The organism is Alkalimonas cellulosilytica, assembly GCF_036325985.1.
Lineage (GTDB): Bacteria > Pseudomonadota > Gammaproteobacteria > Enterobacterales > Alteromonadaceae > Alkalimonas > Alkalimonas cellulosilytica.
On record NZ_JAUHLI010000007.1, the window covers coordinates 175,971 to 200,702 of the forward strand.

Annotated in this window: 19 protein-coding genes; 8 read left to right on the forward strand and 11 right to left on the reverse strand. The window is 52.9% G+C overall.

Annotated elements, in window-relative coordinates; translation table 11 throughout:
- Window positions 1–39: 39 nt before the first annotated feature.
- The gene (locus tag QWY20_RS08820) at window positions 40–1,563 is read right to left on the reverse strand and encodes a fumarate hydratase (protein WP_330128653.1); all 1,524 of its coding nucleotides are present in this window, start codon (window positions 1,561–1,563) and stop codon (window positions 40–42) included.
- A 414-nt stretch (window positions 1,564–1,977) separates the two neighbouring features.
- On the opposite strand from QWY20_RS08820, the gene pabB reads away from it, so the two are divergent.
- From pabB to QWY20_RS08845, 5 genes are all read left to right on the forward strand, one after another.
- Window positions 1,978–3,357: an aminodeoxychorismate synthase component I gene (pabB, locus tag QWY20_RS08825; protein ID WP_330128654.1), complete on the forward strand. Its 1,380-nt coding sequence runs from the start codon at window positions 1,978–1,980 to the stop codon at window positions 3,355–3,357.
- Window positions 3,354–3,932, forward strand: coding sequence for a CoA pyrophosphatase (locus QWY20_RS08830; RefSeq protein WP_330128655.1), 579 nt, complete (start codon window positions 3,354–3,356; stop codon window positions 3,930–3,932). Before pabB ends, QWY20_RS08830 begins: the two co-directional genes overlap by 4 nt.
- Before the next feature lie 129 nt (window positions 3,933–4,061).
- On the forward strand, window positions 4,062–4,538 hold the full coding sequence (locus tag QWY20_RS08835; RefSeq protein WP_330128656.1) for a YqhA family protein: 477 nt from the start codon (window positions 4,062–4,064) through the stop codon (window positions 4,536–4,538).
- A gap of 115 nt (window positions 4,539–4,653) precedes the next feature.
- Window positions 4,654–5,874, forward strand: a complete 1,221-nt coding sequence (locus QWY20_RS08840) for a dipeptidase (RefSeq protein WP_330128657.1) — start codon at window positions 4,654–4,656, stop codon at window positions 5,872–5,874.
- 206 nt (window positions 5,875–6,080) lie between these two features.
- The gene (locus QWY20_RS08845) at window positions 6,081–7,457 is read left to right on the forward strand and encodes an L-serine ammonia-lyase (protein WP_330128689.1); all 1,377 of its coding nucleotides are present in this window, start codon (window positions 6,081–6,083) and stop codon (window positions 7,455–7,457) included.
- A 43-nt stretch (window positions 7,458–7,500) separates the two neighbouring features.
- Here QWY20_RS08845 and QWY20_RS08850 read toward each other — a convergent pair whose 3' ends face one another.
- From QWY20_RS08850 to QWY20_RS08870, 5 genes are all read right to left on the reverse strand, one after another.
- Window positions 7,501–10,671 carry an efflux RND transporter permease subunit gene (locus QWY20_RS08850; protein WP_330128658.1) on the reverse strand — a complete coding sequence of 1,057 codons (3,171 nt, stop codon included), beginning with the start codon at window positions 10,669–10,671 and terminating at the stop codon, window positions 7,501–7,503.
- A 2-nt stretch (window positions 10,672–10,673) separates the two neighbouring features.
- Window positions 10,674–11,876, reverse strand: coding sequence for an efflux RND transporter periplasmic adaptor subunit (locus tag QWY20_RS08855; protein WP_330128659.1), 1,203 nt, complete (start codon window positions 11,874–11,876; stop codon window positions 10,674–10,676).
- Window positions 11,877–12,148: 272 nt separating this feature from the next.
- Complete coding sequence (locus tag QWY20_RS08860; RefSeq protein ID WP_330128660.1) at window positions 12,149–13,273, reverse strand: beta-ketoacyl-ACP synthase III; 1,125 nt, start codon at window positions 13,271–13,273, stop codon at window positions 12,149–12,151.
- A gap of 154 nt (window positions 13,274–13,427) precedes the next feature.
- Complete coding sequence (locus QWY20_RS08865) at window positions 13,428–14,600, reverse strand: vWA domain-containing protein (RefSeq protein ID WP_330128661.1); 1,173 nt, start codon at window positions 14,598–14,600, stop codon at window positions 13,428–13,430.
- On the reverse strand, window positions 14,600–15,439 hold the full coding sequence (locus QWY20_RS08870) for an AAA family ATPase (protein ID WP_330128662.1): 840 nt from the start codon (window positions 15,437–15,439) through the stop codon (window positions 14,600–14,602). Before QWY20_RS08870 ends, QWY20_RS08865 begins: the two co-directional genes overlap by 1 nt.
- Window positions 15,440–15,615: 176 nt before the next feature.
- On the opposite strand from QWY20_RS08870, the gene cysK reads away from it, so the two are divergent.
- Window positions 15,616–16,584: a cysteine synthase A gene (cysK, locus tag QWY20_RS08875; protein ID WP_330128663.1), complete on the forward strand. Its 969-nt coding sequence runs from the start codon at window positions 15,616–15,618 to the stop codon at window positions 16,582–16,584.
- Window positions 16,585–16,732: 148 nt separating this feature from the next.
- Entirely contained in the window at window positions 16,733–17,182 is a 450-nt protein-coding gene (locus QWY20_RS08880) for a hypothetical protein (protein ID WP_330128664.1), read from the forward strand.
- A gap of 19 nt (window positions 17,183–17,201) precedes the next feature.
- On the opposite strand, the gene QWY20_RS08885 is transcribed toward QWY20_RS08880, so the two are convergent.
- Together QWY20_RS08885 and ggt are read right to left on the reverse strand one after the other, a co-directional pair.
- On the reverse strand, window positions 17,202–17,960 hold the full coding sequence (locus QWY20_RS08885; protein ID WP_330128665.1) for an enoyl-CoA hydratase: 759 nt from the start codon (window positions 17,958–17,960) through the stop codon (window positions 17,202–17,204).
- Window positions 17,961–19,700, reverse strand: a complete 1,740-nt coding sequence (gene ggt / locus QWY20_RS08890; RefSeq protein WP_330128666.1) for a gamma-glutamyltransferase — start codon at window positions 19,698–19,700, stop codon at window positions 17,961–17,963. It lies immediately after the preceding gene.
- Window positions 19,701–19,809: 109 nt separating this feature from the next.
- Between ggt and rrtA the strand changes: the two genes are divergently transcribed.
- Window positions 19,810–20,406, forward strand: a complete 597-nt coding sequence (gene rrtA, locus QWY20_RS08895; RefSeq protein ID WP_330128667.1) for a rhombosortase — start codon at window positions 19,810–19,812, stop codon at window positions 20,404–20,406.
- Between the two features lie 44 nt (window positions 20,407–20,450).
- Here the strand turns inward: rrtA and QWY20_RS08900 are convergent, their stop codons facing one another.
- The 3 genes from QWY20_RS08900 to QWY20_RS08910 all read right to left on the reverse strand — a co-directional run bounded on the left by QWY20_RS08900 (window position 20,451) and on the right by QWY20_RS08910 (window position 24,708).
- A complete protein-coding gene (locus tag QWY20_RS08900) occupies window positions 20,451–21,251 on the reverse strand; it encodes an NF038132 family protein (protein WP_330128668.1) in 801 nt (266 codons plus the stop codon).
- A 170-nt stretch (window positions 21,252–21,421) separates the two neighbouring features.
- The gene (locus QWY20_RS08905; RefSeq protein ID WP_330128669.1) at window positions 21,422–23,896 is read right to left on the reverse strand and encodes a S9 family peptidase; all 2,475 of its coding nucleotides are present in this window, start codon (window positions 23,894–23,896) and stop codon (window positions 21,422–21,424) included.
- A 140-nt stretch (window positions 23,897–24,036) separates the two neighbouring features.
- The gene (locus QWY20_RS08910) at window positions 24,037–24,708 is read right to left on the reverse strand and encodes an RluA family pseudouridine synthase (protein ID WP_330128670.1); all 672 of its coding nucleotides are present in this window, start codon (window positions 24,706–24,708) and stop codon (window positions 24,037–24,039) included.
- Window positions 24,709–24,732 lie beyond the last annotated feature (24 nt).

Here is a 24,732-nt window from a genome sequence, read left to right on the forward strand (position 1 = left end):
AAAAAGCCTGCAAGCAAGGCTTACAGGCTTTGCTGCGCTTTACTTTGCGCCAGCCATTTCTTCGATTTTTACTTTCCAGATGGCCGGGCCCTGTTTGTGTACGTTATTGCCCTGACTATCTACCGCGACGGTGACCGGCATGTCTTCGACTTCAAACTCGTAGATGGCTTCCATCCCTAAGTCTTCAAACGCGACGACCCGGGCTTTTTTGATGGCTTTGGATACCAGGTAAGCGGCACCACCAACGGCCATTAAGTAGACCGCTTTATGCTGTTTGATGCTTTCCACGGTAGCATCGCCGCGCTCGGATTTACCAATCATGCCCAGCAACCCGGTTTGCGACAGCATCATCTCGGTGAATTTATCCATCCGGGTGGCGGTGGTTGGGCCTGCCGGGCCAACCACTTCGTCGCCCACCGCATCGACCGGTCCAACGTAGTAGATAAACTTGTTTTTCAAGTCGACGCCTTCCGGCAGGCCTTCGCCTTTATTTAAGCGATCAGCAATGCGCTTGTGGGCGGCATCGCGGCCGGTCAGCATCTTACCGCTTAGCAGCACAGTTTCACCGGCCTGCCAGCTTTGCACGTCTTCCGGCGTAACCGTATCCAGATTCACCCGGCGCACATTGCTGCCAAGCTCCCAGGTGACCTGTGGCCAGTCTTCCAGTTTGGGCGGCTTGATATCGGCCGGGCCACTGCCATCCAGATGGAAATGCACATGGCGGGTAGCGGCGCAGTTGGGGATCATCACCACCGGCAAGGAAGCGGCATGGGTGGGCACGCTTTTGATTTTGATATCCACGACGGTGGTTAAACCACCAAGGCCCTGCGCACCAATACCCAGCTGGTTGACTTTCTCGTACAGCTCCAACCGCAGCTTTTCTTCGGCCGTTTCGGCACCTTTATCGATCAGTTGCTGAATATCTACCGGATCCATCAAGGATTCTTTGGCCAGCACAGCGGCTTTTTCGGCGGTGCCGCCAATGCCAATGCCGAGCATTCCCGGCGGGCACCAGCCAGCGCCCATTTTCGGCAAGGATTCCAGCACCCAGTCGACGATGGAGTCGGACGGGTTTAACATCGCCATTTTGGTTTTATTCTCAGAGCCACCGCCTTTGGCAGCAATCATCACTTCCACTTCTGCGCCTGGCACCAAATCCAGGTGCACTACCGCCGGGGTGTTGTCGCGGGTGTTTTTGCGGGCACCGGCCGGATCGGCCACTATGGATGCGCGCAGCGGGTTATCCGGGTTGTTGTAGGCACGGCGGGTACCTTCGTCCACCATTTGCTGCACCGTCAAGTCGGTTTTATCCCACTTAACATCCATCCCTACTTTGACAAAACAGGTGACAATGCCGGTATCCTGGCAAATCGGCCGGTGGCCTTCGGCCGACATCCGCGAGTTGATCAGAATTTGCGCGATGGCATCTTTGGCCGCCTTGTTCTGCTCTTTGTGATAAGCTTTTTCCAGCGCCTGGATAAAATCCAGCGGGTGGTAATAAGAGATGTACTGCAACGCATCTTCAATGCTGTCGATAAAATCTTGCTGGCGGATGACGGTCATCTGAAATCTGTCCTCTGTCGTAATCACTGCATTAGAGTGCGCCCTAAGCAGTCGTTCAATCTTTGTTGTCCGGCTAATATACCCAAGTGACCTCAAGATGCAGGCTTCAGCGGGAGATAAAAGCGCTTTAGGCAAGGCAGTTGTTGGAAGGTTTGGTGGTTCCAAATCGACAACAGCTAACGCCGCATAAAGCGCTTTTAGCCCCGCCCTGCGGGAGCCTCTGGGCGCCTCCACTGCGGTGTTACCCTAGCTAGCAAGGTGGTCGACATTGCGTCGCCAGGGTGCCTTGCATTGAAAGCGCCCAAAGGCTCTGAAACTCGCATCTTGAGGTTACTTGGGTATATCATACAACGCATCAAAAACAGCGGCCAGAGTTTCATACATACAACCTTGGTCGTGCAATTGGATATTGGCATGCAGCACTATCATATCATTGGCGACGCCCCAACTGACTTGCTGGATTTTTTTGCCCCACTGGCAGAGCAGCCCTGGGCGATGTTACTGGACTCAGCCGGCCCTGTTAGTAAGAACAACCGTTTTGATATCTTAGCGGCCGAGCCGGTTTGCACCATTGAGGCCAAAGATGGCCATACGGTGCTGACCGATGCACAAGGTGTCCATCACTATCAGCAACATCCACTGACCGTGGTCAAGGCCGCCTTAAAGTGCTATTTCCCGCAGCCTGCTGCCAAGCTTGACCTGCCCTTTCAGGGCGGTGCTTTGGGTTATTTTGGCTATGATCTTGGCCGCTACAGTGAGCAGATACCGGCTACAGCAAGCAAAGATCTGCCACTGCCGGATATGGCCATCGGCATTTACCTCTGGGCTTTGGTGCTGGATAAAGAAAAGCAGCAACTGTGGTATCTGGATTATCGTGGTGATGCCGAACAGAACTGGAGCAAGCTCAATAACCGGCTTAGTCAGTATCGGGAGCAAGCCGCTCCCTTTGCATTAACCAGTGACTGGCAGGCCAATATGGACAAAGCCTGCTACCAGGCTCGCTTTGAGCAGGTGCATGAACACCTGCTGGCCGGTGATTGCTATCAGATTAATCTGGCGCAGCGTTTTAGCGCCAGCTACCAGGGCAGTGAATGGCAAGCCTACCGGAAGCTGCGCGCTGCCAATGCAGCGCCTTTCTCTGCCTTTATGCGCTTACCCGAGGGCTGCGTGCTGAGTATTTCACCGGAGCGCTTTTTGCAGCTGCATGACCGAGAGATAGAAACCAAGCCGATTAAAGGCACCAAACCGCGCCACAGCGATACCAGACTGGATGCTGAGGCGGCTGAGGCACTGCGCAAATCGCCAAAAGATCGCGCCGAAAACGTGATGATTGTTGATTTGCTGCGCAATGACTTAGGCCGGGTGGCGGAGCCTGGCAGTGTGCGGGTACCGGATTTGTTTGCCATTGAAAGTTATCCGGCGGTGCATCATCTGGTGAGCACCGTTACCGCTACCCTGCGCGCCGATCTCGATGCCACCGATTTGCTGCAAGCCGCCTTTCCGGGTGGTTCCATCACCGGAGCGCCAAAAATCAGCGCCATGACCATTATTGAGCAACTGGAGCCACACCGCCGCTCGGTATACTGCGGCTCCATCGGTTACATCGACCAGAGCGGTGATATGGACACCAACATCGCCATCCGCACCCTGGTAGCCTGCAACGGCCAACTGCACTGCTGGGCCGGCGGCGGCATCGTGGCCGACTCGGAAGTGAACAGCGAGTACCAGGAAACGCTGGATAAAGTGCACAAAATTCTGCCGGTACTGCAAAATACAGCTGAAGACTTAACATGAGTTGGGATACCGACTGGCTACTCGCCCGCTTTAACACCCATGTGCCGCCCATGGCAGCACCTACCTTGCAGAACCAGAGCGGTACACAACGGGCTGCGGTGCTGCTGCCTTTTTTGCAAGGCCCTAAAGGATTGGAATTAGTGCTGACCAAGCGCGCTGAGCATTTAAAGCATCATCCCGGCCAAATCAGTTTTCCTGGTGGCCGCATTGAAGCCGGTGAAAGCAGCAAGATGGCGGCGCTGCGCGAAGCCGAAGAAGAAGTGGGGCTATCACCTGCTGATGTCACCATTGTGGGTCAGCTGCCGCCACAAGCCACCAGCACCGGCTTTGTGATAGAGCCCTGGCTGGGACTGGTGCATGCCCCACCCCGCTGGCAACTGCAACTGGATGAAGTGGCCGATATCTTTCATGCACCTTTGGCAGAACTATGGCAAGAAGAGCGCTGGCAACAATGGAACTGGCAGCATCAGGGCCGGCAGTACCCAGTGTACTTTTTGCATTGGCGCCAGCAACTGATATGGGGCGCGACTGCCGCTATTTTGCATCGGTTAAAGCAACAGCTGGGGCAACCTTAAGCTGGCACTACCAGGTCCGCTAACACTGAGCCCGGCAAACCAAAGCAATGTTCGAGCTGTACAAGGAACCAAGTCGTGTTGGCACGTTCAAATCTGGCAGCTTATTCATCCTTTACTTGAGGAAACGGCATGGAAAAATTACTGCAAAGTAGTCGCATTCTGGTGATTCTGACTATTATCGTCTGCGCGGCCTCGGCTTGCCTGCTCTATGCTGCCAGTGTGTCCATTGTCTATGGCATCATTGTCGATACTGTGATGGCGATTCCGGTCAAAGCAGATGAAGGCAAACGCCTGGCGGTGAAGTTACTTAAGGTACTGGATACCCTGTTAATCGCCCTGACTTTTCAGATCATTGCTTCTGCCTTGTACCGGTTGTTTCTTACCAGGACAGTTGAACGGGATAAAGGCCTGTTAAAAGCGCTCGATATCAAAAGTTTTCATGACTTAAAAATCACCCTGATGCAGGTGGCATCGGTGATTCTGGTGATTTTGTTTCTGGAGCAAGCGGTGGAAGTGGGTGCCACGCTGGAGACGCTGTACTTTGGCCTGGCTATCGGCTTTGTTGTGCTGGCTTCCATGATTGCCGCCCGCTTGATGAACCATTAACGCTTGCTGTTAATGCCGTGATTCCGAGGATAAAGAGGATGGCACTTTAAGCCCGGGACCGTTATCCTGTTGGCGCACTTATACTAAAAAATCACCTCAGGAACAGGAGCATCCTATGTCAAAACTCTTCAGCGCCTTAGCGGCCAGTACCTTGCTGCTAATGGGCTCAGCCCTGGCAGAGCGCCAGCCGCGCGATGTCAGCGAACGTGAAGCCTGGCAGCTGCACTCCCGCGTGATCACGCTCGATACCCATGTCGATATTGCCCGCGGTTACGCTACGCATCAAATGGATCCGGGCGTGATGACCCGGGCCCAGGTCGATTTGCCCAAGATGCGCGCCGGTGGCCTGGATGCCGCTTTTTTCATTGTCTATGTAGGCCAGGGCTCGATGACGGAGCAAGGCTATGCCGCAGCCAGAGCCCGTGCCGAAGAAAGTTATCAGGCCATTAAACGCATGACCAGGGCTTACCGTGATCAAATTGGTCTGGCCCGCACGGCCGATGAGGTGGAAGCCTTGCATGCACAAGGCAAGCTGGTGGCGCTGATTGGTATGGAAAATGCCTATCCGCTGGGCACCAGTGTCGATGAAATTCCACTGTGGGCCGAGCGCGGTGTCCGCTATGTCGGCATTACCCATATGGGCAATAACCAGTTTGGTGGCAGCTCCAATCCGCGATTGGATCAGGGCGATAAACCGGATCAGGGCTTAACCGATTTGGGCCGTCAGCTGGTTAAAAAGCTGAATGACTACGGCATTATGGTCGATATTTCGCACGTGGGTAAACGCAGCTCACTGGAAGCCATCGCCCTGTCACGCGCACCGGTGATTGCCTCCCACTCCGGGGTCTCCGGCGTGCACCCCAACCTGCGGAATCTGGATGATGAGCAGTTGGATGCGATTAAAGCCAATGGCGGTGTTGCCCAGATGGTGGCCTTTCGCAGCTATGTCGCCAATGTCGATCCCCGCATTCAGCGCGGCCAGGATGAACTGCGTCAGCAGTATCTGTCGGCCGGCTGGGGCGGCGCCAGCGATGCTGAGATCAAAGCCTATATGGATGGCCTGACTGAGCTGCGTCGTACCTACCAGGATGTAACCTTAGCGCAGTTTATCGATCATATCGATTATGCGGTGGATCGCATTGGCATTGAGCATGTCGGCATCGTATCCGATTTTGATGGCGGCGGCGGCGTGGAAGGCTGGGACGATGCCACTGAAACCATCAATGTGACCTGGGAGCTGATGCGACGTGGCTACAGTGAGGATGAGATCCGGGCCCTTTGGTCGGGTAATGTGCTGCGGGTGATGCGCGCAGTGGAAGCTGCAGCGAAGCATTAACCATTTCCCCCATGCTAAAACGGCCGCCCTGCTCCAGCCGGGCGGCTTTCATTTGCCTTAGAAAATTTCATGTAAATCTTGAGATACAGCACTGACAGGGGGTACAGCTGTAACCAGACCTGACCAGTTCCAACAGCACTTACAGCCTACCCGGCTTTGAGTTACAATCCAGCTATCTTGGTTCTAATTCGTTTATATAACTTATGATTATCAGCGCTTTTGATATGTTCAGCATTGGCATAGGCCCTTCCAGCTCACATACCGTCGGGCCGATGCGGGCTGCGCATCAGTTTACCGAACAGCTGAAACAACTGGGTCAGCTTGAGTCCGTCAATCGTATTAAGGTTGAGCTCTATGGCTCGCTGGGGCAGACCGGTATTGGCCATGGCACCGGCAAAGCGGTTATTCTTGGGCTTAGTGGCTACCTGCCGGAGAGCATCGACCCGGATCTGATCCCAGAACTGCTGCATCAGGTACACACAGAGCAATCACTGCTGCTGGCGCAACAACAGCCGGTGAAATTCCCGCGGGAAGGCGCCATTACCTTTCATCGGCGCAAGACCCTCAAAGAGCACTCCAATGGCATGGAGCTGGTCGCCTGGAACGGCGATACCGAGCTATTGCGAGAAGTCTATTTCTCCATTGGTGGTGGCTTTATTGTCAAAGCCGAAGATTTTGCCAAAGAAAAAGAAGCGGCCAGTCAGTTTGCTGCTGATAACCCGCCGCCCTACCCGTTTGAAAGTGCGGCAGAGCTGCTGGCGCTTTGCAAAGAGCATGGTTTATCGATTTCCAGCCTGATGCTGGAAAACGAGCAGGTATTGCGTAAGCCCAGTCAGGTGAAAGATGAATTGTTTCATATCTGGCAGACCATGCGCGATTGTGTCGAGCGAGGTATTCGCACCGAGGGTGTCTTGCCGGGTGGTCTGAAAGTAAAACGACGGGCACCGGCGCTGTACCGCCGGCTCAGTGTGGAGAAAAGCTCGGATCCTTTGCAGGTGATGGACTGGGTGAACCTGTTTGCTCTGGCTGTGAATGAAGAAAATGCCGCCGGTGGCCGGGTGGTCACTGCCCCAACCAATGGTGCAGCCGGTATTATCCCGGCAGTACTGATGTACTACGACAAGTTTATCCAGCCGGTTACGCCGGATATAGCTATGCGTTATCTGTTAACGGCTGCCGCCATTGGCATTTTGTACAAAAAGAATGCGTCTATTTCGGGTGCCGAAGTCGGTTGTCAGGGCGAAGTGGGTGTCGCTTGTTCAATGGCCGCCGGCGCCTTAACGGAAATTCTGGGTGGCTCAGCCAGCCATGTAGAAAATGCAGCAGAAATTGGCATGGAACACAATTTAGGCCTAACCTGCGATCCGGTCGGTGGCCTGGTACAGGTGCCTTGCATTGAGCGCAATGCCATGGGGGCGGTGAAAGCCATCAATGCGTCACGACTGGCGCTGCGGGGCAGCGGCGATCACAAGGTGTCGCTGGATAAAGTGATTAAAACCATGTGGGACACCGGCAAGGACATGCAAACCAAGTACAAAGAAACCTCGCGCGGTGGCCTCGCCGTGAATATTATTGAGTGTTAAGAGAAAGCCCCTGACATCAGGGGCTTTTTTATAGTGCATTGATTCAGCTAAGTTCGCCTAAGCGGGTATCGATTTTTTGCTCCTTGCTGCGAAACAGGTTCTTCACGTCTTCCAGGATGACATAAAGCGCCGGGATCAGGATCAAAGTAATCACAGTCGCAAACAAAATACCAAAGGCTAGCGATACTGCCATCGGCACCACGATTTGCGCCTGCAAACTACGCTCCAGCACGATGGGCGTTAAGCCCAAAAAGGTGGTCATCGAGGTCAGTACGATGGCACGAAAACGCATGGTACCGGCCTCTTCCACCGCCTGACGGATGCTGTGCCCGGCCGCTCTGGCTTTATTGACAAAATCCACCATGATCAAACTGTCATTCACCACCACCCCGGCCAACGCTATCAGGCCAAACACCGACATAATGCTCATGCTAAGCCCCAGGACCATATGGCCAACCACAGCCCCAATCAGGCCAAAGGGGATCACGCTCATAATAATCAGCGGCTGGCTGTAGGATTTCAGTGGAATGGCCATTAAGGCATAAATCAAAAACAGCGCCAGCACGGCGGCTTTGAACATATCGCGCTGCGCATCCATTTCATCCTGGCTGCTGCCTTCCAGCGCTGTGGTGACACCAGGGTATTGCTTAGGCAGTTCTTTCATAATGCCCTGGCGAACTTCCCGCACCACCCGGCCCGGCTCGATGCGATCTTTATCTGCCGCCGCAGTAATGGTGACCGCCCGCTCACCATTGACCCGGTTAATGGCATTAAAGGCCGGCTGCAACTGATAGCTGGCGACCATACTAAAGGGCACCTCACCACCATCGGCAGTGCGGATCCGCATCTGCTCTAAATTACCCAGTGAGTTGCGCTCATCTTTCGGGTAGCGCACCATCACTTTCACTTCTTCGCCATCGCGCTGTACCCGCTGCGCTTCGGCACCATAGAAGCCATAACGTACCTGGCGTGCTACATCGGCCAGCGTTAACCCAAGCAAGTCCGCCTCAGGTTTCAGTGTCAGCACCACCTCGTCATTGCCACCACTCAGGTTATCCTGAATATCGTACACGCCTTCGTATTGCTCCAGCGCTCGCTTAAGCTCTTCGGCAGCCGCTTCCAGCATCTGCAAATTATCACCACGAATTTGCAGCGCTATATCAGCACCGCCGCCACCAGCGCCGGTAGAGGCATTGATATTAAATGAACGCATGCCGGCAATCTCTGGCATTTCTTCACGCCAGATACGGGCAATTTCAAAGCCATCAATTTCACGGCCTTCGCTTTTTTCCAACTCCAGTACCATCTGCCCACGGGTATCGCTGTTTAAGAACACCAGCCGGTGCTGAATCACATCGGCATTGTATTCGGATTTCAGCCGCTCATTGGTGCGCATTAATGCGGCTTCCATCTCATCCAGTGCCTGCTGCGTTTGCTGACTGGACGAGCCTTCTTCCATCAAGATACTGGCCTGAATAAAGTCGCTTGGGATATCCGGGAAAAACACCCAACGGACAAAGCCCCCGCCCAGCAAACCTATCATCAGTAGCATCATTGAGAAAAAGCTAACCAGTGTCAGATAGCGAAACTCAATGCAGCGTCGAATAAAGGGCCGGTAGTGTTGATGAATGAGGTGCTGCAGTTTAGCGGCCACCCATTCCCGGATACTGCGTAAGAAATTACTGGTGCCGCGGCCACTGGCATAAAACAAGCCATGCCGGTTTGGATCCCAGGGTTTCATGTCGATATGGGCAATGTGGGTAGGCAGAATCAGCTTGGACTCGACGATAGAGAATGCCAGACACAGTATCACCACCCAGGCAATCGACTCCCAAATCGGCCCCATGGCGCCGCCCACCATCAGCATGGGTAGAAAGGCGGCGATGGTGGTCAGCACACCGAAGGTCGCTGGCATGGCCACTTTCTTGGCCCCGGCGATGACCGAGTCCATCGACTTGCCTTTTTTCTCGATTTCGCTAAAAGCACTCTCACCAATAATGATGGCATCATCCACCACAATACCGAGCACCAGAATAAAGCCAAACAAGCTGATCATGTTGATGGAAACACCGAACATCGGCAGTGGCATCAGTGCCAGGGCACCTAGAAAACAGACCGGGATCCCGACCATAACCCAAAAAGCAATCCGAAACTCCAGAAACAAGGTGAGTGCCAGCAGCACCAGCAAGACACCGTACAGCAGATTGCTGGTCATCAGTTCGATGCGGCCCTGCAGGTAGTAACTGCTGTCGCCCCAATGATCCAGATAAATACCCGCCGGCAGGATCTCACGCTGCTCTTCGACATAACGCTTCACGTTTGCTGAAATTTGCAGGCTGTTGTCATCGCCAACTGCATCTACCCGGATGGAGATCGAGGGCATCCCATCAAAGGTAGCCTCGCCCTCGCGCTCGATAAAGCCATCATTGATGTAAGCAATATCGCCCAGTCTGAGCCGGGTGCCATCGTTAAAGCGCAGCAGGATAATATCGGCAAACTCATGGCCGCGGTACGCCTGGCCCTTGGTTCGCAGTAAGATATTGCCAGCCTCGGAGCGGATAGAGCCGCCCGGAATATCTACCGAGCTGCCGCGAATGGCTTGCACTACCTGATCAAACGTTAATTGATACTCCCGCAGCACCGCCTCGGATAACTCAATGGAGATTTCGTAGTCGCGGGCACCGACCACCTCGACCTGGCTGATGCTGTAGCGTTTTTTTAAGTCATCGCGGATTTGTTTGGCCAGCTCTTTCATGCTGCGCTCATCGGCATCGCCGTAGAGTGAGAGCCAAATCACCGTACTCTGAAACCGTTGCCGGTACACCACAGGGCGCTCTGCCTGCTCCGGAAAGGTTGCAATAGCGGCTACCTGAGTTTTGATTTCATCCATTACTTCCATGATGTCGTAACTGGATGAGATTTCAGCCCGTACCGTGCCCAAACCTTCGACGGCGGTTGAGCGAATGCGCTTAATGCCATTGATGGAACGCAGCCGCTCTTCAATTTTATCAATTACCGCGCTTTCGACCTCCTGCGGCGCAGCGCCCAGATAAGGCACCCGAATGGTGACTTCATCCAGCGCAATTTCCGGGAAGATCTGTTTCTTGATGGTCATTAACGAAGCGGCGCCAGCAATAATCAGCACCACCATCAACAAGTTGGCGGCAACACTATTGCGGGCAAACCAGGCAATAATGCCTTTATGCGTATCCATGCTTAGTCTCCCGCTTGTTCAGTGCCAGCGTCTGCCGGACTTTCCAGCCATTCACCATCCACTCGGCCAAGCCGCACCTGCATGCCCGCTAAGGGATTGGGCAAGGCAGAAACGGCCAAATGCTCACCAGCGGCAAGCCCTGCTACCACGTAGGCATAACGCTCATCGGTACGCTGTACCTGGACCGTACGAAACTCCAGTTGCTGCTCGCTGTTTACCAGCAATAGCTGATTGCCAGGCCGCAATAAATTACGGGGCACCGGGATCACTTGCTCGGAAGAGATCCCATCGATGCTGGCATGGACAAAGCGGCCAAAGCGCAGAGGTTGCTTTCCATCAGCCTGCAGACGATAAGGATCGTCTACCTGCACCACGCCATAAATGACCCGGCTACGCTCATCCAACACGCCTTCGGTGCGCACCAGTTTGCCTTGCCATTGCTGTGGCTGCCCCGCCACCAGAGCGCTGAGCTCAACCGATGGAAACTGTGGCTGTGCTGCCGTTGGGAGCTGCATAAAGGCCAAGTCGTTATCGCTTAGCGGAAGCCTGATTTCGGCCAGATCGGTACCAAAAATGCTGCCAAGCACAGTACCACGGCTGATAAACTGCCCTAAATTCACCGCTCTGCTTTGCAGCAAACCTGCGTAAGGAGCGCGGATCTCTGTTCGGCTAAGATCCCGCGCAGCACGCTCCAGCTCCGCTTCTGCCGAGCGAACATTGGCAAGCTCACGCGCTAATTGCGGCCGGCGTAAACCCAGTTCAGGCGCCTCCCCTTCGGTAAAAGAGGCCCACTCTTCTTCGGCCACCCGCACCCGGGCTAACTCTTCCTGCAGCGCAGCGGTCGCGCGCGCCAAATTGGCTTCGGCTGCTTTGAGTGCGGTTAAGTAATCATCCTGTTCTACCGTCACCAATACTTCGCCGGCAGCAAAAAATCCACCTTCGACAAAGTTGGGCGAAACGTCAATAATGCGGCCATTGACTTCAGAAATCAGACTGGTCATTAATTTAGGCCGGACCGTGCCTTGAGAAGCAATGCGGTAAGTCAGTGTTTGCGGCTGTGCCGTAATGGTGTCGACCAGGACCCCTACCGGCAAGTCCTGGCGCTGCTCGGCTGGTTGCCGTCCTTTCATCAAGACCATCATTAATGCGATCGCCAACAACAGGATCAGTACTGGCAAGATAATTTTTAGTTTTTGCTTTGCCATGGAACTCACTTTAGAAATAAGTTTAATTGGTTCTATACTAACGAAATTTGCTGCCAGATGGATGCTAAAAATATCTATTGATGCACGTTCATTTGCAGGCTGATAGTTGTTGGGCGAGATGGAGGGTAGTCAATTAGTTATTTAAATCAAAAACTTAAAAAAGCCTCATCGTGCTATAAGGCCTGCAGCAACGGCTGCAACCGACATACTTTGTTACAAAGCATTGGAGACAACACGCGTTGGAACGGCTTCCTTGCCGTTCAACCGGCGTATCAGAACGACGCCTGCTCTAACACCAGACAACCGATGGAATAGCCTGCACCAAAGGAGCACAGAATGGCTTTATCGCCTGCTTGCAAACCGGTTTTGTGCTGATGAAATGCGATAATGGAACCGGCTGACGCCGTGTTGGCGTAGCGGTCCAGTACCAGAGGGGCTTCTTCCGGTAATGGATCCCTGCCGAGAATTTTTTTGGCGGCAAAGATATTCATATTGATATTGGCCTGGTGCAGCCATAAGCGCTTTAACTGATCCGGTGTGACCTGCTGCGCTGCCATCTCAGTCGCAATCACATCGGCCACCAATGGCAGCAGCTCTTTAAACACTTTACGGCCTTGCTGGCGGAAAAAGGCAATCTCTGGCTCCGATGTTTCGAAACAATGCTCGGTGTAGCCAATATCGCAGCGAATGTTGTTGGAAAACTCGGTTTTAAGTCGCATGCCTAAAATGCGAAACGCCAGCGGTGAACGACAGGTGTCTTCGGCTTCGATAATGGTCGCCGTGCAAACATCACCGAAAATAAAGTGGCTATCGCGGCTGCGGTAATTGACCTGCGGAGAGGCAAACTCAGGGTTGACTACCAGTACCACTTTGGCAGTGCCGCCCCGAATGGCATTGACGGCATTGCTGATGGCAAAGGTAGCCGACGAGCAAGCCACATTCATATCAAAAGCATAACCGGCGGCCCCCAATTGCTGCTGCAATTCTACCGATAAGGCTGGATATGGTCGCTGCATGTTGGAGGCTGCACAGATGATCAAGTCGATATCTGCTGCGGTTTTACCGGCTTCGGCCATGGCTTCTTTGGCTGCGATCAGTGCCATCTCGACCATTTCGGGGATTTCATCTTCACCGCGGCGCGGAAATACCGGGTGCATCACCGCAGGATCCAGGATGCCATCTTTGTACAACACATGGCGTGATTTGATGCCGGAGGCTTTTTCGATAAACTCACAACTGGAATGCCCTAAAGCTTCCAGTTCGCCCCGTTCAATCTCAGCGGCATGCTGCTGATTGAAATTATCAACATACTGATTGAAGCTGGCGACCAGCTCCTCGTTGGAAATACTATCGGCCGGTGTAAACACACCTGAGCCACTGATCACAACATTTTTCATAGCCTAACCTTGTTTGGATCGATCTGTGCAGTCAGATCTGCTCGTTATAAACCGATTATAGCGCTGTCAGCAAAAGCTGACACGTCAAATCTTTTGTGACATTGCGCTTGATGCTACCAGCTCAGTAGGTCAACCGCAGAAGTGCGGCGCCCCACTAGCTCAGTAAGGTGCGCATGGCTTGTTGTAAACCATCCAGGGTGAGTGGATACATGCGTTTAGCCATAATCTGCTGGATTAAGCCGATCGACTGATAGTGCGGCCACCAGGTCTCGGGTTGTGGGTTTAGCCACACAGCTTTCGGATACTGCGCCAGCAGGCGCTTTAACCAGACTTCGCCTGGCTCTTCGTTGTAATGCTCCACACTGCCACCGGGCCAGGCGATTTCATAAGGGCCCATGGTGGCATCGCCGACAAAGATCACTTTGTAATCTGAACCGTAGGTATGAATTAAATCCATCACCCTGGTTTGTTGCTCGCGCCGGCGCTGGTTGTGTTTCCAAACGCCTTCGTACACGCAGTTGTGAAAGTAAAAAAACTCCAACTGCTTAAACTCGCTGCGAGCGGCGGCAAACAGCTGCTCGCACTCGTGGATGTAATCGTCCATCGAGCCGCCCACATCCAACAGCAGCAGTACTTTGATGGCATTGTGCCGTTCGGGTTGCCATTGCAAATCCAACAGTCCCCCCTGCTGCGAGGTCGCGCGAATGGTTTCCGGTAAGTCCAGCTCCTGGCTGGCACCGGTTCGGGCAAAGCGGCGTAACTGACGCAGCGCCAGCTTGATGCTGCGGTTGTTGAGCTCGGCATCGCTGTCGAGATCGCGAAATTCGCGCTTGTCCCAGACTTTGACGGCCCGACGGGCGCCGGAGCCCTCCTGCCCCAACCGGATCCCTTCAGGGTTGTAGCCATAAGCTCCAAAGGGCGAGGTGCCACCGGTGCCAATCCATTTGTTACCACCGGCATGACGTTTTTGCTGCTCGGCTAAACGCTCTTTAAATTGCTTGAGCAGCTCATCCAGACTGCCAAGGCCTTTCAACGCTTGCTTTTGCGCGTCAGTCAGCTGACGGATCACATCGGGCTTTAGCCAGTCATCCGGAATGGAGCTTGCGATATCGACCGCCGCCACCCCTTCAAAGTACTCGGCAAAGGCGCGGTCAAACTTGTCGTAGTTGCGCTCGTCTTTTACCAGCACCAAACGCGCCAAATGGTAAAATGCCTCGGTGTCGGCAAAGATCACCTGCTGCTTTAAAGCGGCCAGCAAATCCAGCAGCTCCGTCAGGCTAACACTCAGACCATGCTTGCGCAGGGTTTGAAAAAACTGAACCAGCATCAGCGGCGACGCGCCATAAAGGCCAGTTTTTCCACCAGGGCAACGTCTTGCTCGTTTTTCAGCAAGGCACCAAACATCGGCATCAAACCGCCCTTTTGTTGTTTGTCGCGCAATACCTCGGCCGGTATCTCTTCCGCCAGCAGCAGCTTCAACCAATCCAGCAGCTCCGAAGTAGAAGGTTTCTTTTTCAGGCTGGGCAACTCACGCAGCTCAAAGAAGACCTCCAGTGCTGTGCTAAGCAGCTCGGACTGAATGGCCGGGAAATGCACCGAAACAATGCCACGCAATAAGGCCTCATCCGGGAAGCGAATGTAATGGAAAAAGCAGCGGCGCAAAAAGGCATCCGGCAGCTCTTTTTCATTGTTCGAGGTAATGATCACGATAGGCCGCTGTTTAGCAGCCACTTCTTCACCGGTTTCATGCACGTAAAAGGCCATGCGATCCAGCTCGTACAGCAAATCGTTTGGAAACTCGATGTCGGCTTTGTCGATTTCATCAATCAGCAGCACCGGACGCTGTTCTGCGGTAAAGGCCTGCCACAGCTTGCCGGGGCGAATGTAGTTGCTGATGTCCTGCACCTTATCACTGCCAAGCTGACTGTCACGCAAACGCGAGACCGCATCGTACTCGTACAGACCATGCTGGGCTTTGGTGGTGGATTTAATCGGCCAGCTAATCAGTTCAGCTCCCAGGGCCCCAGCCAGCTCTTCCGCCAGGCGGGTTTTGCCGGTACCCGGCTCGCCTTTGATTAACAGGGGCTTTTCCAGTGTAACCGCCGCATTGACCGCCAGTGCCAACTCATCGGAAACGATATAGTGTTCGGTACTTTGAAACGACATAAACAGACCTTTATTACTCGCAAGCTGCTACTTTACCTTGTTGGCGCTGGTCGTGCCAGTGCTGACAAAGGCAACTGTGGTGCAAGCGGAATAACATATAGCAAAACGCTTCTTTGCTTTTGGCCATCCAGGCGTTAATTTAACGAAAATCTGCTAGCAAACCGGAGCATGCTGTTATGGCAAACATCTTTGAAGACAATTCCTTATCCATTGGCCGTACCCCCCTGGTCAAACTCAATCGCGTGACCGGCGGTAATGTCTACGCAAAAATCGAAGCGCGCAACCCAAGTTTCAGTGTGAAATGCCGTCTTGGTGCCGCTATGATCTGGGATGCCGAGCAAAAAGGTTTACTAGGTGAAGGTAAAGAGTTGATTGAACCCACCTCGGGCAACACCGGTATTGCGCTGGCCTTCGTTGCCGCCAGCCGCGGCTACAAACTGACCCTGACCATGCCGGCGACCATGAGTCTGGAGCGCCGTAAGCTGTTGAAAGCTTTGGGTGCCAACCTGGTACTGACCGAAGGTCCGAAAGGCATGAAAGGCGCTATTGATAAGGCGAAAGAAATTCAGGCGTCCAATCCGGAAAAGTATGTGTTGTTGCAGCAGTTCGACAACCCGGCCAACCCGCAAATTCATTTTGAAACCACAGGCCCTGAGATTTGGAACGATACCGATGGCAAGGTGGATGTCTTTGTCGCTGGTGTTGGTACCGGCGGTACCATTACCGGGGTTAGTCGTTTTATCAAGCTGGAGAAAAAGCATCCTCTGGTGAGTGTCGCCGTTGAGCCGGTCGACTCCCCGGTGATCAGCCAAAAACGTGCCGGCGAAGAGTTAAAGCCTGGCCCACACAAAATTCAGGGCATTGGTGCTGGCTTTATCCCAGGCAACCTGGATCTGGAGATGATTGACCGCGTTGAGCAAGTCAGCAACGACGAAGCCATTGCCATGGCACATAGACTAATGAAGGAAGAAGGCATTCTGGCGGGTATTTCCTCCGGTGCCGCTGTAGTTGCAGCCAAGCGACTGGCCGAGCTGCCTGAATATGCCGACAAAAACATCGTGGTGATATTGCCAAGCTCTGCTGAGCGCTATCTGTCCAGCCCACTGTTCGCGGATGTCTTTACCGAGCAAGAGCTGCAAGCGTAAGTTTCAGACAGTTTTTTGCTTTATAAGGTCGCTGCGGCGGCCTTTTTTTGTGACCGGTATTTAGCCTTGTATAAAGTTGGCACTTTACAGATTGGATTTCTAAGCCCAAACTTGGGTTCTGTATTGACTTTTAAAAGCCTAATCCTTCATGCCAATACGCTTATTCGTTGCTGTTTTTTTGCTGCTGTTGTTGACTGCTTGCTCTGAACAAAATGAAGCTTTGTCTGGTACGTTTCATGCCCCTGAACATGCTGCTGCTGAGTTCTTTGATGCCATCTACAACAAAAGTGACCTGGAGTTAGCGAAAAACCTGAGTACGCCGGAGCTTGCTGAGCTCATTGCTCATTATGGCACCACCCGTCAGGTTGCCCGTACCTTAATCAATATGTCGTACGATGAAGTCACGATTAATGTGAACCGGGCTGGCCAGAACCTGCGTGAACAATACGGCAATGAAACCGATGTGATGCTGGTATTTAGCGGCCCTTTTGATGGCCGCATCGTCAATGAAATGCGGGTGGTACGGATGGTACGGGTGCGTGGCCGTTGGCTGGTGGCCGAAATCAAGAATGATCCGTTTAGCAACGGCCGCAACTAACGGCCGCTGCTCTGCTTAGCTATTTTTTCTGAAAGAACTGCTGCACAGCTTGCTGACAGGCATCGCTTTGCAGCAGTTGCTGAAACTCGTTCAACTCTTCGCGCAAAGTATACTGCAGAGCTTCCCGCTGACTAGCCTTTAATAAACGTTTGCTGCTTTGAATCGCCTGCGTTGGCATCGCAGCGAGCTGACGGGCTTTTTGCCAGGCAAAATTAAGCAGCTCTGCTTCTGGTAGTAGGCGATTGACCAACCCCATCCGCTCTGCTTCCAGCCCATCGAATGGCTCTGCCAACAGTAAATACTCACAGGCCCGGTGATACCCAATCAACTGCGGTAATAGCAAGCTGGACGCAGCCTCCGGGCAAAGTCCAAGCTTGGTAAAGGGCAACTGAAAACGCGTATCTGCGGTAGCATACACCAGCTCACAATGCAGCAAGGCGGTCGTGCCAATACCAATGGCCAGGCCAGCTACCGCTGCCACTATGGGTTTAGGGAACTCAGCCAACTGATACAAAAAACGGACCGTTGGGTGTTGTTGATTCAGCTCGCCGCCGCCCATAAAATCCTGCAAATCATTGCCTGCGGTAAAACAATTATCCTGTCCTTGCAGCAACACCACTTTTACCTGGTCATCTTGAGCCGCCTGCTTGAGTGCATCGGCCAGTTGCTGATACATCCGCTGATTTAACGCATTTTTTTTATCAGGACGCAAAAGCGTTAAGCTGAGTACCCCATCCTGCAGTTGCTGCTCCACCCCTGTCATGGTTTCTTCCTTCATTTAATGCCCCAGTACCTGACCTTCACGACGAGGATCGGCGCCGCCCTGCAAGCCGGTATCCAGTATCACGATGCCATGCAAGCCGCTGTTTAAATCAATTACCCGCACCTGATGGCCCATTTGTTCCAAAGCGGATTGATGATGTTCAATCGCGGTGCCTTTTTCCAGCGCCAAAAAATCATTGCGATGCGTGACACGGGGTAAACTAATGGCAGACTGAATATCCAAGTGCCAATCAATCAAAGCGACCAGCGTCTGAGCCACGTAGTTAATAATACGGCTACCGCCTGGTGAGCCCAATACAATGCGCAGCGTTCCAGCCTCGTCGAATACCATCACAGGCGACATCGACGAACGTGGTCGTTTACCTCCTTGCACCCGGTTTGCCACCAGCTCACCATGGAGCTTAGGCGAGAGCGAGAAATCGGTCAGCTGGTTATTTAATAAATACCCATTGACCATCAGGCCAGAACCAAACACATTTTCAATGCTTGAGGTCATGCTAACTGCGTTGCCTTTGGCATCGACGATGGACAGATGCGTGGTATTGCTCAGCTCAGGGCTTGAAGTGCTGAGCCTTGCTAACTCTGTGACCGGTGAACCTGGGCTGACTTCAGCCAGGGCTTTGTCTGTTTGGATCAGTTGGCTGCGGCTTGCCAAATAAGCAGGCTCAATCAATTGCTGGATGGGGACTTCAACAAAGTCGCTGTCGGCCACATAATGATCGCGGTCGGCAAAAGCCAGTTGCGAAGCCACCCCAAACAGGTGAATTGCTTCAACACTATCCGGGGCTAACTGCCCAACTTCAAAACGCTCCAGCAGGCCAAGAATTTGCACCACAGCGATACCACCAGAACTGGGTGGCGGCATACCGCAAATAGTGTAACTGCGATACGAACCACAGACTGGTTTACGCTCTACCGCTTGATAGGCGGCTAAATCGGTTAAGGCCAAAGCACCAGCATTCACACTGGCTTGTTGTACCGCCTTGACCATAGCGGCCGCATTCTCACCTTGATAAAAAGCCTGAGGGCCCTGCTCAGCAACCTGACGTAAAATATCGGCGTAGGATTGATTGGTAATGACAGCGCCAGCTTGCAATGGCTCACCATCCGGATAGAAATACTGACTGGCTTCGGGACTGTGTTGGATCCCCTGGTTCCAACCAACAGCCAACTGCCTCGCCATACGGTCAGAGACCGGAAAACCTTCACTGGCAAGCTGAATCGCATCCTCAAACAACTGCTCCCAGACCAGCTTGCCATAACGCTGATGAGCCTGGTACATCACGGCAAATAAACCTGGCACCCCAACCGATTTTCCACCAACATAAGCTTCGCGCCAGGGCATGGCGGTATCGCCTTGCATAAATAACTGTTCGGTGGCGGCTTTAGGTGCGGTTTCCCGGCCATCAAAGGCGGTCATCTGTTGCCCCTCTTGATCCCAGTGCAGGATAAAAGCGCCCCCACCAATCCCAGAGCTTTGCGCCTCTACCAGGCCCAACACCAATTGTACGGCAATGGCGGCATCCATGGCGCTGCCTCCTTGCTCCAGTACCCGGAGCCCAGCTTGGGTGGCCAGTGGATGGGCTGCTGATACCATAAAATGCTGAGCCTCTACCAGCTGTTGTTGGTAATAACCGGTTGCCGCTTCTGGCTCACGGTCGGCTTGTACGGGAGTTGACGCCAGCACCAGCGGCGAACTGCATAGTAAGAATAACGAAGAAAGAAGAAACTTCATAAGGACCTGCTACTGGACTTTGTACCGAACTTTACCCTACCGAGAAGCGCTGCAAAGATCAATCCAGATTCTTCATGACAGCACAAAAGACTCTGGCTAGACTAGCCAGATGAAACGATTACTTCGATACAAGCAGCCGCTTTGCTGGCAGACGATGCTGCAGACTGGCATAGTCCTGCTGATGCTGACTCTGCTGTTAGGGCTACCTCAGTCTTGGCAGCAGCAGTTGAATTATCAGCCGGATGCGGTACTAGCTGGTGAATGGTGGCGTTTGCTGACCGCCAATTTGCTCCACACCAATCACTGGCATCTGTTACTGAACCTTGCCGGGCTTAGCTTACTTTGGCTGTTGCATCAACGACATTTCAACAGCAATCGCTATTTGCTGTGGTTATTCAGTGCGGGAATGCTCACCAATCTGCTGCTCTTGCTGTTCGTGCCGCAATTGGACCGAATGGTAGGATTATCGGGTGCTTTGCATGCCATGGTGGTACTGGGTGCTCTGGCTGATGTCTGGCGCAAAGACACTACAGGCTGGCTTTTGCTTGCGCTGGTGCTGGCTAAAGTTGTCTTTGAGCAGATCAAAGGCCCCGATGAAGGGCTGGCAGAACTGATAGCGGCTCAGGTTGCAGTCGATGCCCACTTGGCTGGTGTAGTGGCGGGAACCTTACTATTTCCACTTTGGTGGTACCAGACAAAAAAATAAAGGCAGACATTGCTGCCTGCCTTGTAGAACTTCAATTGAAATTGTTATTTCTTGCGTCGGGCCAAACGGGCACCCAGCAGACCCAAACCTAACAAGCCCAGCGTTGCTGGTGCTGGTACCGGTGTGGTATCACCGATAGGGGTGCCACCTACAGTGATGCCATCAAACGCCATACCAGATTGATAAGCTGTATCTGACCAATTCACAACGCCAAACTCCAGGAAATAATTGCCAGTCGCTGCAATGTTGTAACTGGAGCTGATCCATCCAGTGTAACCACAACCAGTAGACCAACAAGTACCAGAGCTATCACCCAGTCCAGACCAAACTGGTGCGCCCGGATTCATCAAGACTTCATCCGGATTTAATGTAGCAGTTGGATCTGGCATATCAAAACCTGGGACGATACTGCCACTTGGCGTGGTGCGGGCGGTGAATAAAATCGCTACTTCGTTGTTTAACTCATCCAACAAACGTGCCCAGGCATAATCGGCATAACCAGCGCCATCGGATGAAATGTAGTTGAAGAAGAAATTCAGTTCATCACCAGCCTGAGCGGAAAACAGAGCCGAAGTCAGAGTAGAACCAGTAGTAGCACCTGAAGTTAAACCCGGAAGGCCCACTCCAGTTACGCCATTGCTTGTAGTCACATAACCATATTGCGCTGAACCGGTTGGCGCTAAAGTGACATCGCCATCAGCACCCATGGCGTCGCAAGCACCGACACAATTCCAGCCCGCTGGCAAACCGCTGTCAAATAAAGAAGCGCTGGCAGTCGAGCTAAAAGCTAATGCGCTGAGTAAAACACCACTGTAAATAATTGCTTTTGATTTTTTTGTTAACATGACATGTCCTTATCATATTTAAGTTGTCGCCTTCAATAAGCAAGCAGCATGCCAAATATATAAACCATTTGGAATCAAGTATTTATATAAATTTATCATATTTTTATCTGAGCAGTGTTAATTTTTCTGACACAAAAAAACCAGCACTAGCTGGTTTTTTCATTTTTTACTCAATGATCACTTAAATGTTGCCACCAATCGGGCTGGTCTTTTAAGTGCTTATCAAACCAGGCCAACAAATGATCCCACCAAACATAACGTTTTTCCCGGTCAATGATGTGGTGATCCTCCCCCGGAATTTCGACCAAGGCCACCTCGCGCCCTAACAATTTCAGCGCTGTAAACATCTGTTGCGACTCGCCAGCCGGTACATTGACATCGGAGTCACCGGTGATCAGCAGTAATGGCGTGTTGATTCTATCCGCCATATACAGCGGGCTTTGACCCACATAGAGCTCATGATTGTTCCAGGGAAAGCTATCCCGGCTGGCAATACCAGAGTACAGGAACCCCCACCAGCCCTGCCCCCAATAGGAGCTCAGCGCACTGATGCCGGCATGCGAGGTCGAAGCTGCAAACAAGTCGGTTTGAGTCGCCAGATACATGGTCATAAAGCCACCGTAGGAAGCACCAATATTGCCCAGCCGCTTGCCGTCGACAAAGGCATGCTCAGCTACGAAACGCTCGGTGGCATAAATAATGTCATCCGCTGTGTATTTGCCCCAAGCGTTAACATGCAGCGCGGAAAAGCGCTGGCCATAACCAATGGTGCCGCGCGGTTGCACCACATACACGATGTAACCATTGGCAGCCCAGTGATGGAACGGGTAACGCCCGGTAAACTGACGGTTGACGGTGGTGGTGCCGCCATAGTAATAGACGATAGCAGGGTATTTTTTACTGGCATCAAAATCCGGTGGCAGGTAATAACGGCCTTCAATCCGATCGCCTTGTGGATTCTCGACATGAAAATCACGCACCTCACCAAACCGGATATGCTGATACAAGGCTGCACTATCATGCAATACGGTTGGGCGGCGCTGACCAGGCCGAACCATTTCTAATTGTTGTGGTGTTGCTACGCCAGAGCCTACCGCAAGCACAGTCGCTCCCCGATCATTGGCCAATGCAAACCGCTCTATCACATCCAGCGACAAGGCCAGTTTCTGAAAACGCTGCCGGTTGGTATCGACGCTGTATAAGGCTGAGCGATCGCCTTCGCTCACCTGGGCAATCACCTGGCCACGGGCATTAATCGCAACCGAGCTGATGGCTGGATGAAAGTCCTTCGACAAAGGCTGAATATGTTCACCTTTTTGATCCATCAAATAAAGCTGACCATCGTAATCATTCGCTACGTATTCATCGGATGGCAGATTCACCCCTGCGCCACCGGCAAAGTTCGGGCCGGCTACCACTAGCAATTGATCCCGATAGTACTGCACTTGATTCAGATGCGAAAAAGTACCAACTTCACGACGTTGCAGGGTGGTTAAATCCAGCTCAAACAAAGCGGTGCTGGCATGAGGTGCTGAAGTGCGATCATTCACCCGCTGGGTATACAGCAGGGCCTTGCTATCCGCACGTATATCGCTCAGTGAGCTGCTTTGCTTATCGGCGGTCAACACGCGTACCAGACCGCTGGCAATATCCAGCTGAAACAACCGGCTGATATCACGGTAACCCCGCCAACGATCTTCCAGTGCCCGGTACATTTTTGCCCTGGATTGCTGCAAGCTGGTATCCGACTCCGTCCATTGCAGCACGATGCTGTTGCTATCGGGTGCCCACTGGTAGGCCCCAAGGCCAGTCTGATTCTCCAGCAGGGATCGCAACTCACCCGTGTTCAGGTTCATCAGCCACAGTGTGTTGTTGGCGATGTAGCTCAGCCACTGATTGTCTGGGCTAAAGGCTGCCCGGCTCAGCGCCGGACCACTCCAGCTACGCTGCACCTGATTGCGACTGACATCACGCAACTCGGTGCGCTGCAGCTGGGTATCGCTGACATCGGAGCGGCCACTAAAGCTGAGCAGCATCCAATTGGTATCCGGTGATAGCGCCAACTGAGTGATGGTTTCAGCATTGGTCAGTAACCGATTATTGACCGGCTCTTGTGCTGCTAATCGAAATGCAACGTCTACCCCATTCTCACTGGTCACTTGCAACCGTACATCTGCATCGTCATGGCGCCCATCGGTAAAGATCAGCAGTTGCTGCCAACCGGTTGCCAGCACCAGCTCGGTACTGCTGCCATTTTTCGGCTGAAAATTCAGATACAACTGAGGCTTTTTTAAACCGGTCACTTCCAGTTTCCCTCTGAAAAACGCCTCCTGCTGCAACTGCGTAAACCAGATACCAGGGCCGGATTCTGAAGCTTCAGTTGGTGTCAGTTGACGCCATTGCAAGCGCTGACCAAACAGCTCGACGGAGCGGCCTGCGACCGGAACAGGTTGCCGCTCCAATAAACGCAGCAGTTGCTGACGCTGTTCTTTGGCTTTGCCACTTTGTTGCAGCGTTTCAGAAGCAAAAGCAGGTAAAGGGCCAAGAAAAAGTACCTGCTCCGCTTGCACAGCAGCCGCTTCGCTCTGGGCAAAACCTGGCAGAACACATAGCAACAGGGTAAATACGACAAAAACTCGAATCATTGGGGGTGCTCTCATTTTAAGTAACACAATGCAAAGCCATGCTAACAAGCTCTTGCCCTTGCGACAATGTGATGAAGGTCAAAGGCGACTTCTTTGCGACCAGCAGGCTTCAAGGTCCATAGCTTGGCTGGCTGTAGCCGTTAAAAATCCGGGGGCGCTTCAAAGCTTAGCGCTTGTTGGCTCACAGGATGCAGCAAAGTCAGGGTTGCGGCATGCAACAACAAGCGATCACTTTGGTCCTGAACAGCCTGCGGTGCATAGAATGGGTCTCCCAGGATCGGATGCCCCAATGCTGATGTATGCAGTCGCAATTGATGGGAACGTCCAGTGACGGGAGAAAGTCGGATGCGGCTGGTATGGGTAGTCGTGTCATACGACAACAGTTCGAAATCCGTCACTGATGCCTTGCCTTGCGGGCAAATTTTATATCGCGGCCGGTTTTCAGCATCCGGGGCAATTGCTAAATCAATGCGCCCCTGGGCTTGCAACCACTTCCCTGAAACCACCGCCAGGTAGGTTTTTTTTACAGTGCGGGCCTGAAATTGCTTACTAATTGCCGACAGAGCAGCGGGGGTCAGTGGCAGTACCACAAGCCCGCTGGTGTCATAATCCAACCGGTGCACGACGCTGGCAGAAGGAAATGGCTGTTGCACCCGTTTGATTAAACAATCCTGATTATCAGGATGCCGGCCAGGCACCGTGAGTAAGTGACAGGGTTTATTCACCACCACCAGGTGTTCATCCTGAAACAGCAATTGGTATGCCTGGCTGGTGGCAGGTAAAACAGCAAGTTCGGTCGCAGCGGGGGTCATAAATTTTTCGCAAAATAATAGCGG

What these genes read in the sequence shown, in the direction of transcription:
- QWY20_RS08900 (WP_330128668.1), bottom strand. Translation starts at nt 21,251, where the DNA reads ATGTTAACAAAAAAATCAAAAGCAATTATTTACAGTGGTGTTTTACTC.
- QWY20_RS08905 (WP_330128669.1), bottom strand. Translation starts at nt 23,896, where the DNA reads ATGATTCGAGTTTTTGTCGTATTTACCCTGTTGCTATGTGTTCTGCCA.
- QWY20_RS08820 (WP_330128653.1), bottom strand. Translation starts at nt 1,563, where the DNA reads ATGACCGTCATCCGCCAGCAAGATTTTATCGACAGCATTGAAGATGCG.
- QWY20_RS08855 (WP_330128659.1), bottom strand. Translation starts at nt 11,876, where the DNA reads ATGGCAAAGCAAAAACTAAAAATTATCTTGCCAGTACTGATCCTGTTG.
- QWY20_RS08865 (WP_330128661.1), bottom strand. Translation starts at nt 14,600, where the DNA reads ATGCTGGTTCAGTTTTTTCAAACCCTGCGCAAGCATGGTCTGAGTGTT.
- QWY20_RS08835 (WP_330128656.1), top strand. Translation starts at nt 4,062, where the DNA reads ATGGAAAAATTACTGCAAAGTAGTCGCATTCTGGTGATTCTGACTATT.
- QWY20_RS08910 (WP_330128670.1), bottom strand. Translation starts at nt 24,708, where the DNA reads ATGACCCCCGCTGCGACCGAACTTGCTGTTTTACCTGCCACCAGCCAG.
- pabB (WP_330128654.1), top strand. Translation starts at nt 1,978, where the DNA reads ATGCAGCACTATCATATCATTGGCGACGCCCCAACTGACTTGCTGGAT.
- QWY20_RS08850 (WP_330128658.1), bottom strand. Translation starts at nt 10,671, where the DNA reads ATGGATACGCATAAAGGCATTATTGCCTGGTTTGCCCGCAATAGTGTT.
- rrtA (WP_330128667.1), top strand. Translation starts at nt 19,810, where the DNA reads ATGAAACGATTACTTCGATACAAGCAGCCGCTTTGCTGGCAGACGATG.
- QWY20_RS08860 (WP_330128660.1), bottom strand. Translation starts at nt 13,273, where the DNA reads ATGAAAAATGTTGTGATCAGTGGCTCAGGTGTGTTTACACCGGCCGAT.
- QWY20_RS08840 (WP_330128657.1), top strand. Translation starts at nt 4,654, where the DNA reads ATGTCAAAACTCTTCAGCGCCTTAGCGGCCAGTACCTTGCTGCTAATG.
- QWY20_RS08880 (WP_330128664.1), top strand. Translation starts at nt 16,733, where the DNA reads ATGCCAATACGCTTATTCGTTGCTGTTTTTTTGCTGCTGTTGTTGACT.
- QWY20_RS08830 (WP_330128655.1), top strand. Translation starts at nt 3,354, where the DNA reads ATGAGTTGGGATACCGACTGGCTACTCGCCCGCTTTAACACCCATGTG.
- QWY20_RS08885 (WP_330128665.1), bottom strand. Translation starts at nt 17,960, where the DNA reads ATGAAGGAAGAAACCATGACAGGGGTGGAGCAGCAACTGCAGGATGGG.
- cysK (WP_330128663.1), top strand. Translation starts at nt 15,616, where the DNA reads ATGGCAAACATCTTTGAAGACAATTCCTTATCCATTGGCCGTACCCCC.
- ggt (WP_330128666.1), bottom strand. Translation starts at nt 19,700, where the DNA reads ATGAAGTTTCTTCTTTCTTCGTTATTCTTACTATGCAGTTCGCCGCTG.
- QWY20_RS08870 (WP_330128662.1), bottom strand. Translation starts at nt 15,439, where the DNA reads ATGTCGTTTCAAAGTACCGAACACTATATCGTTTCCGATGAGTTGGCA.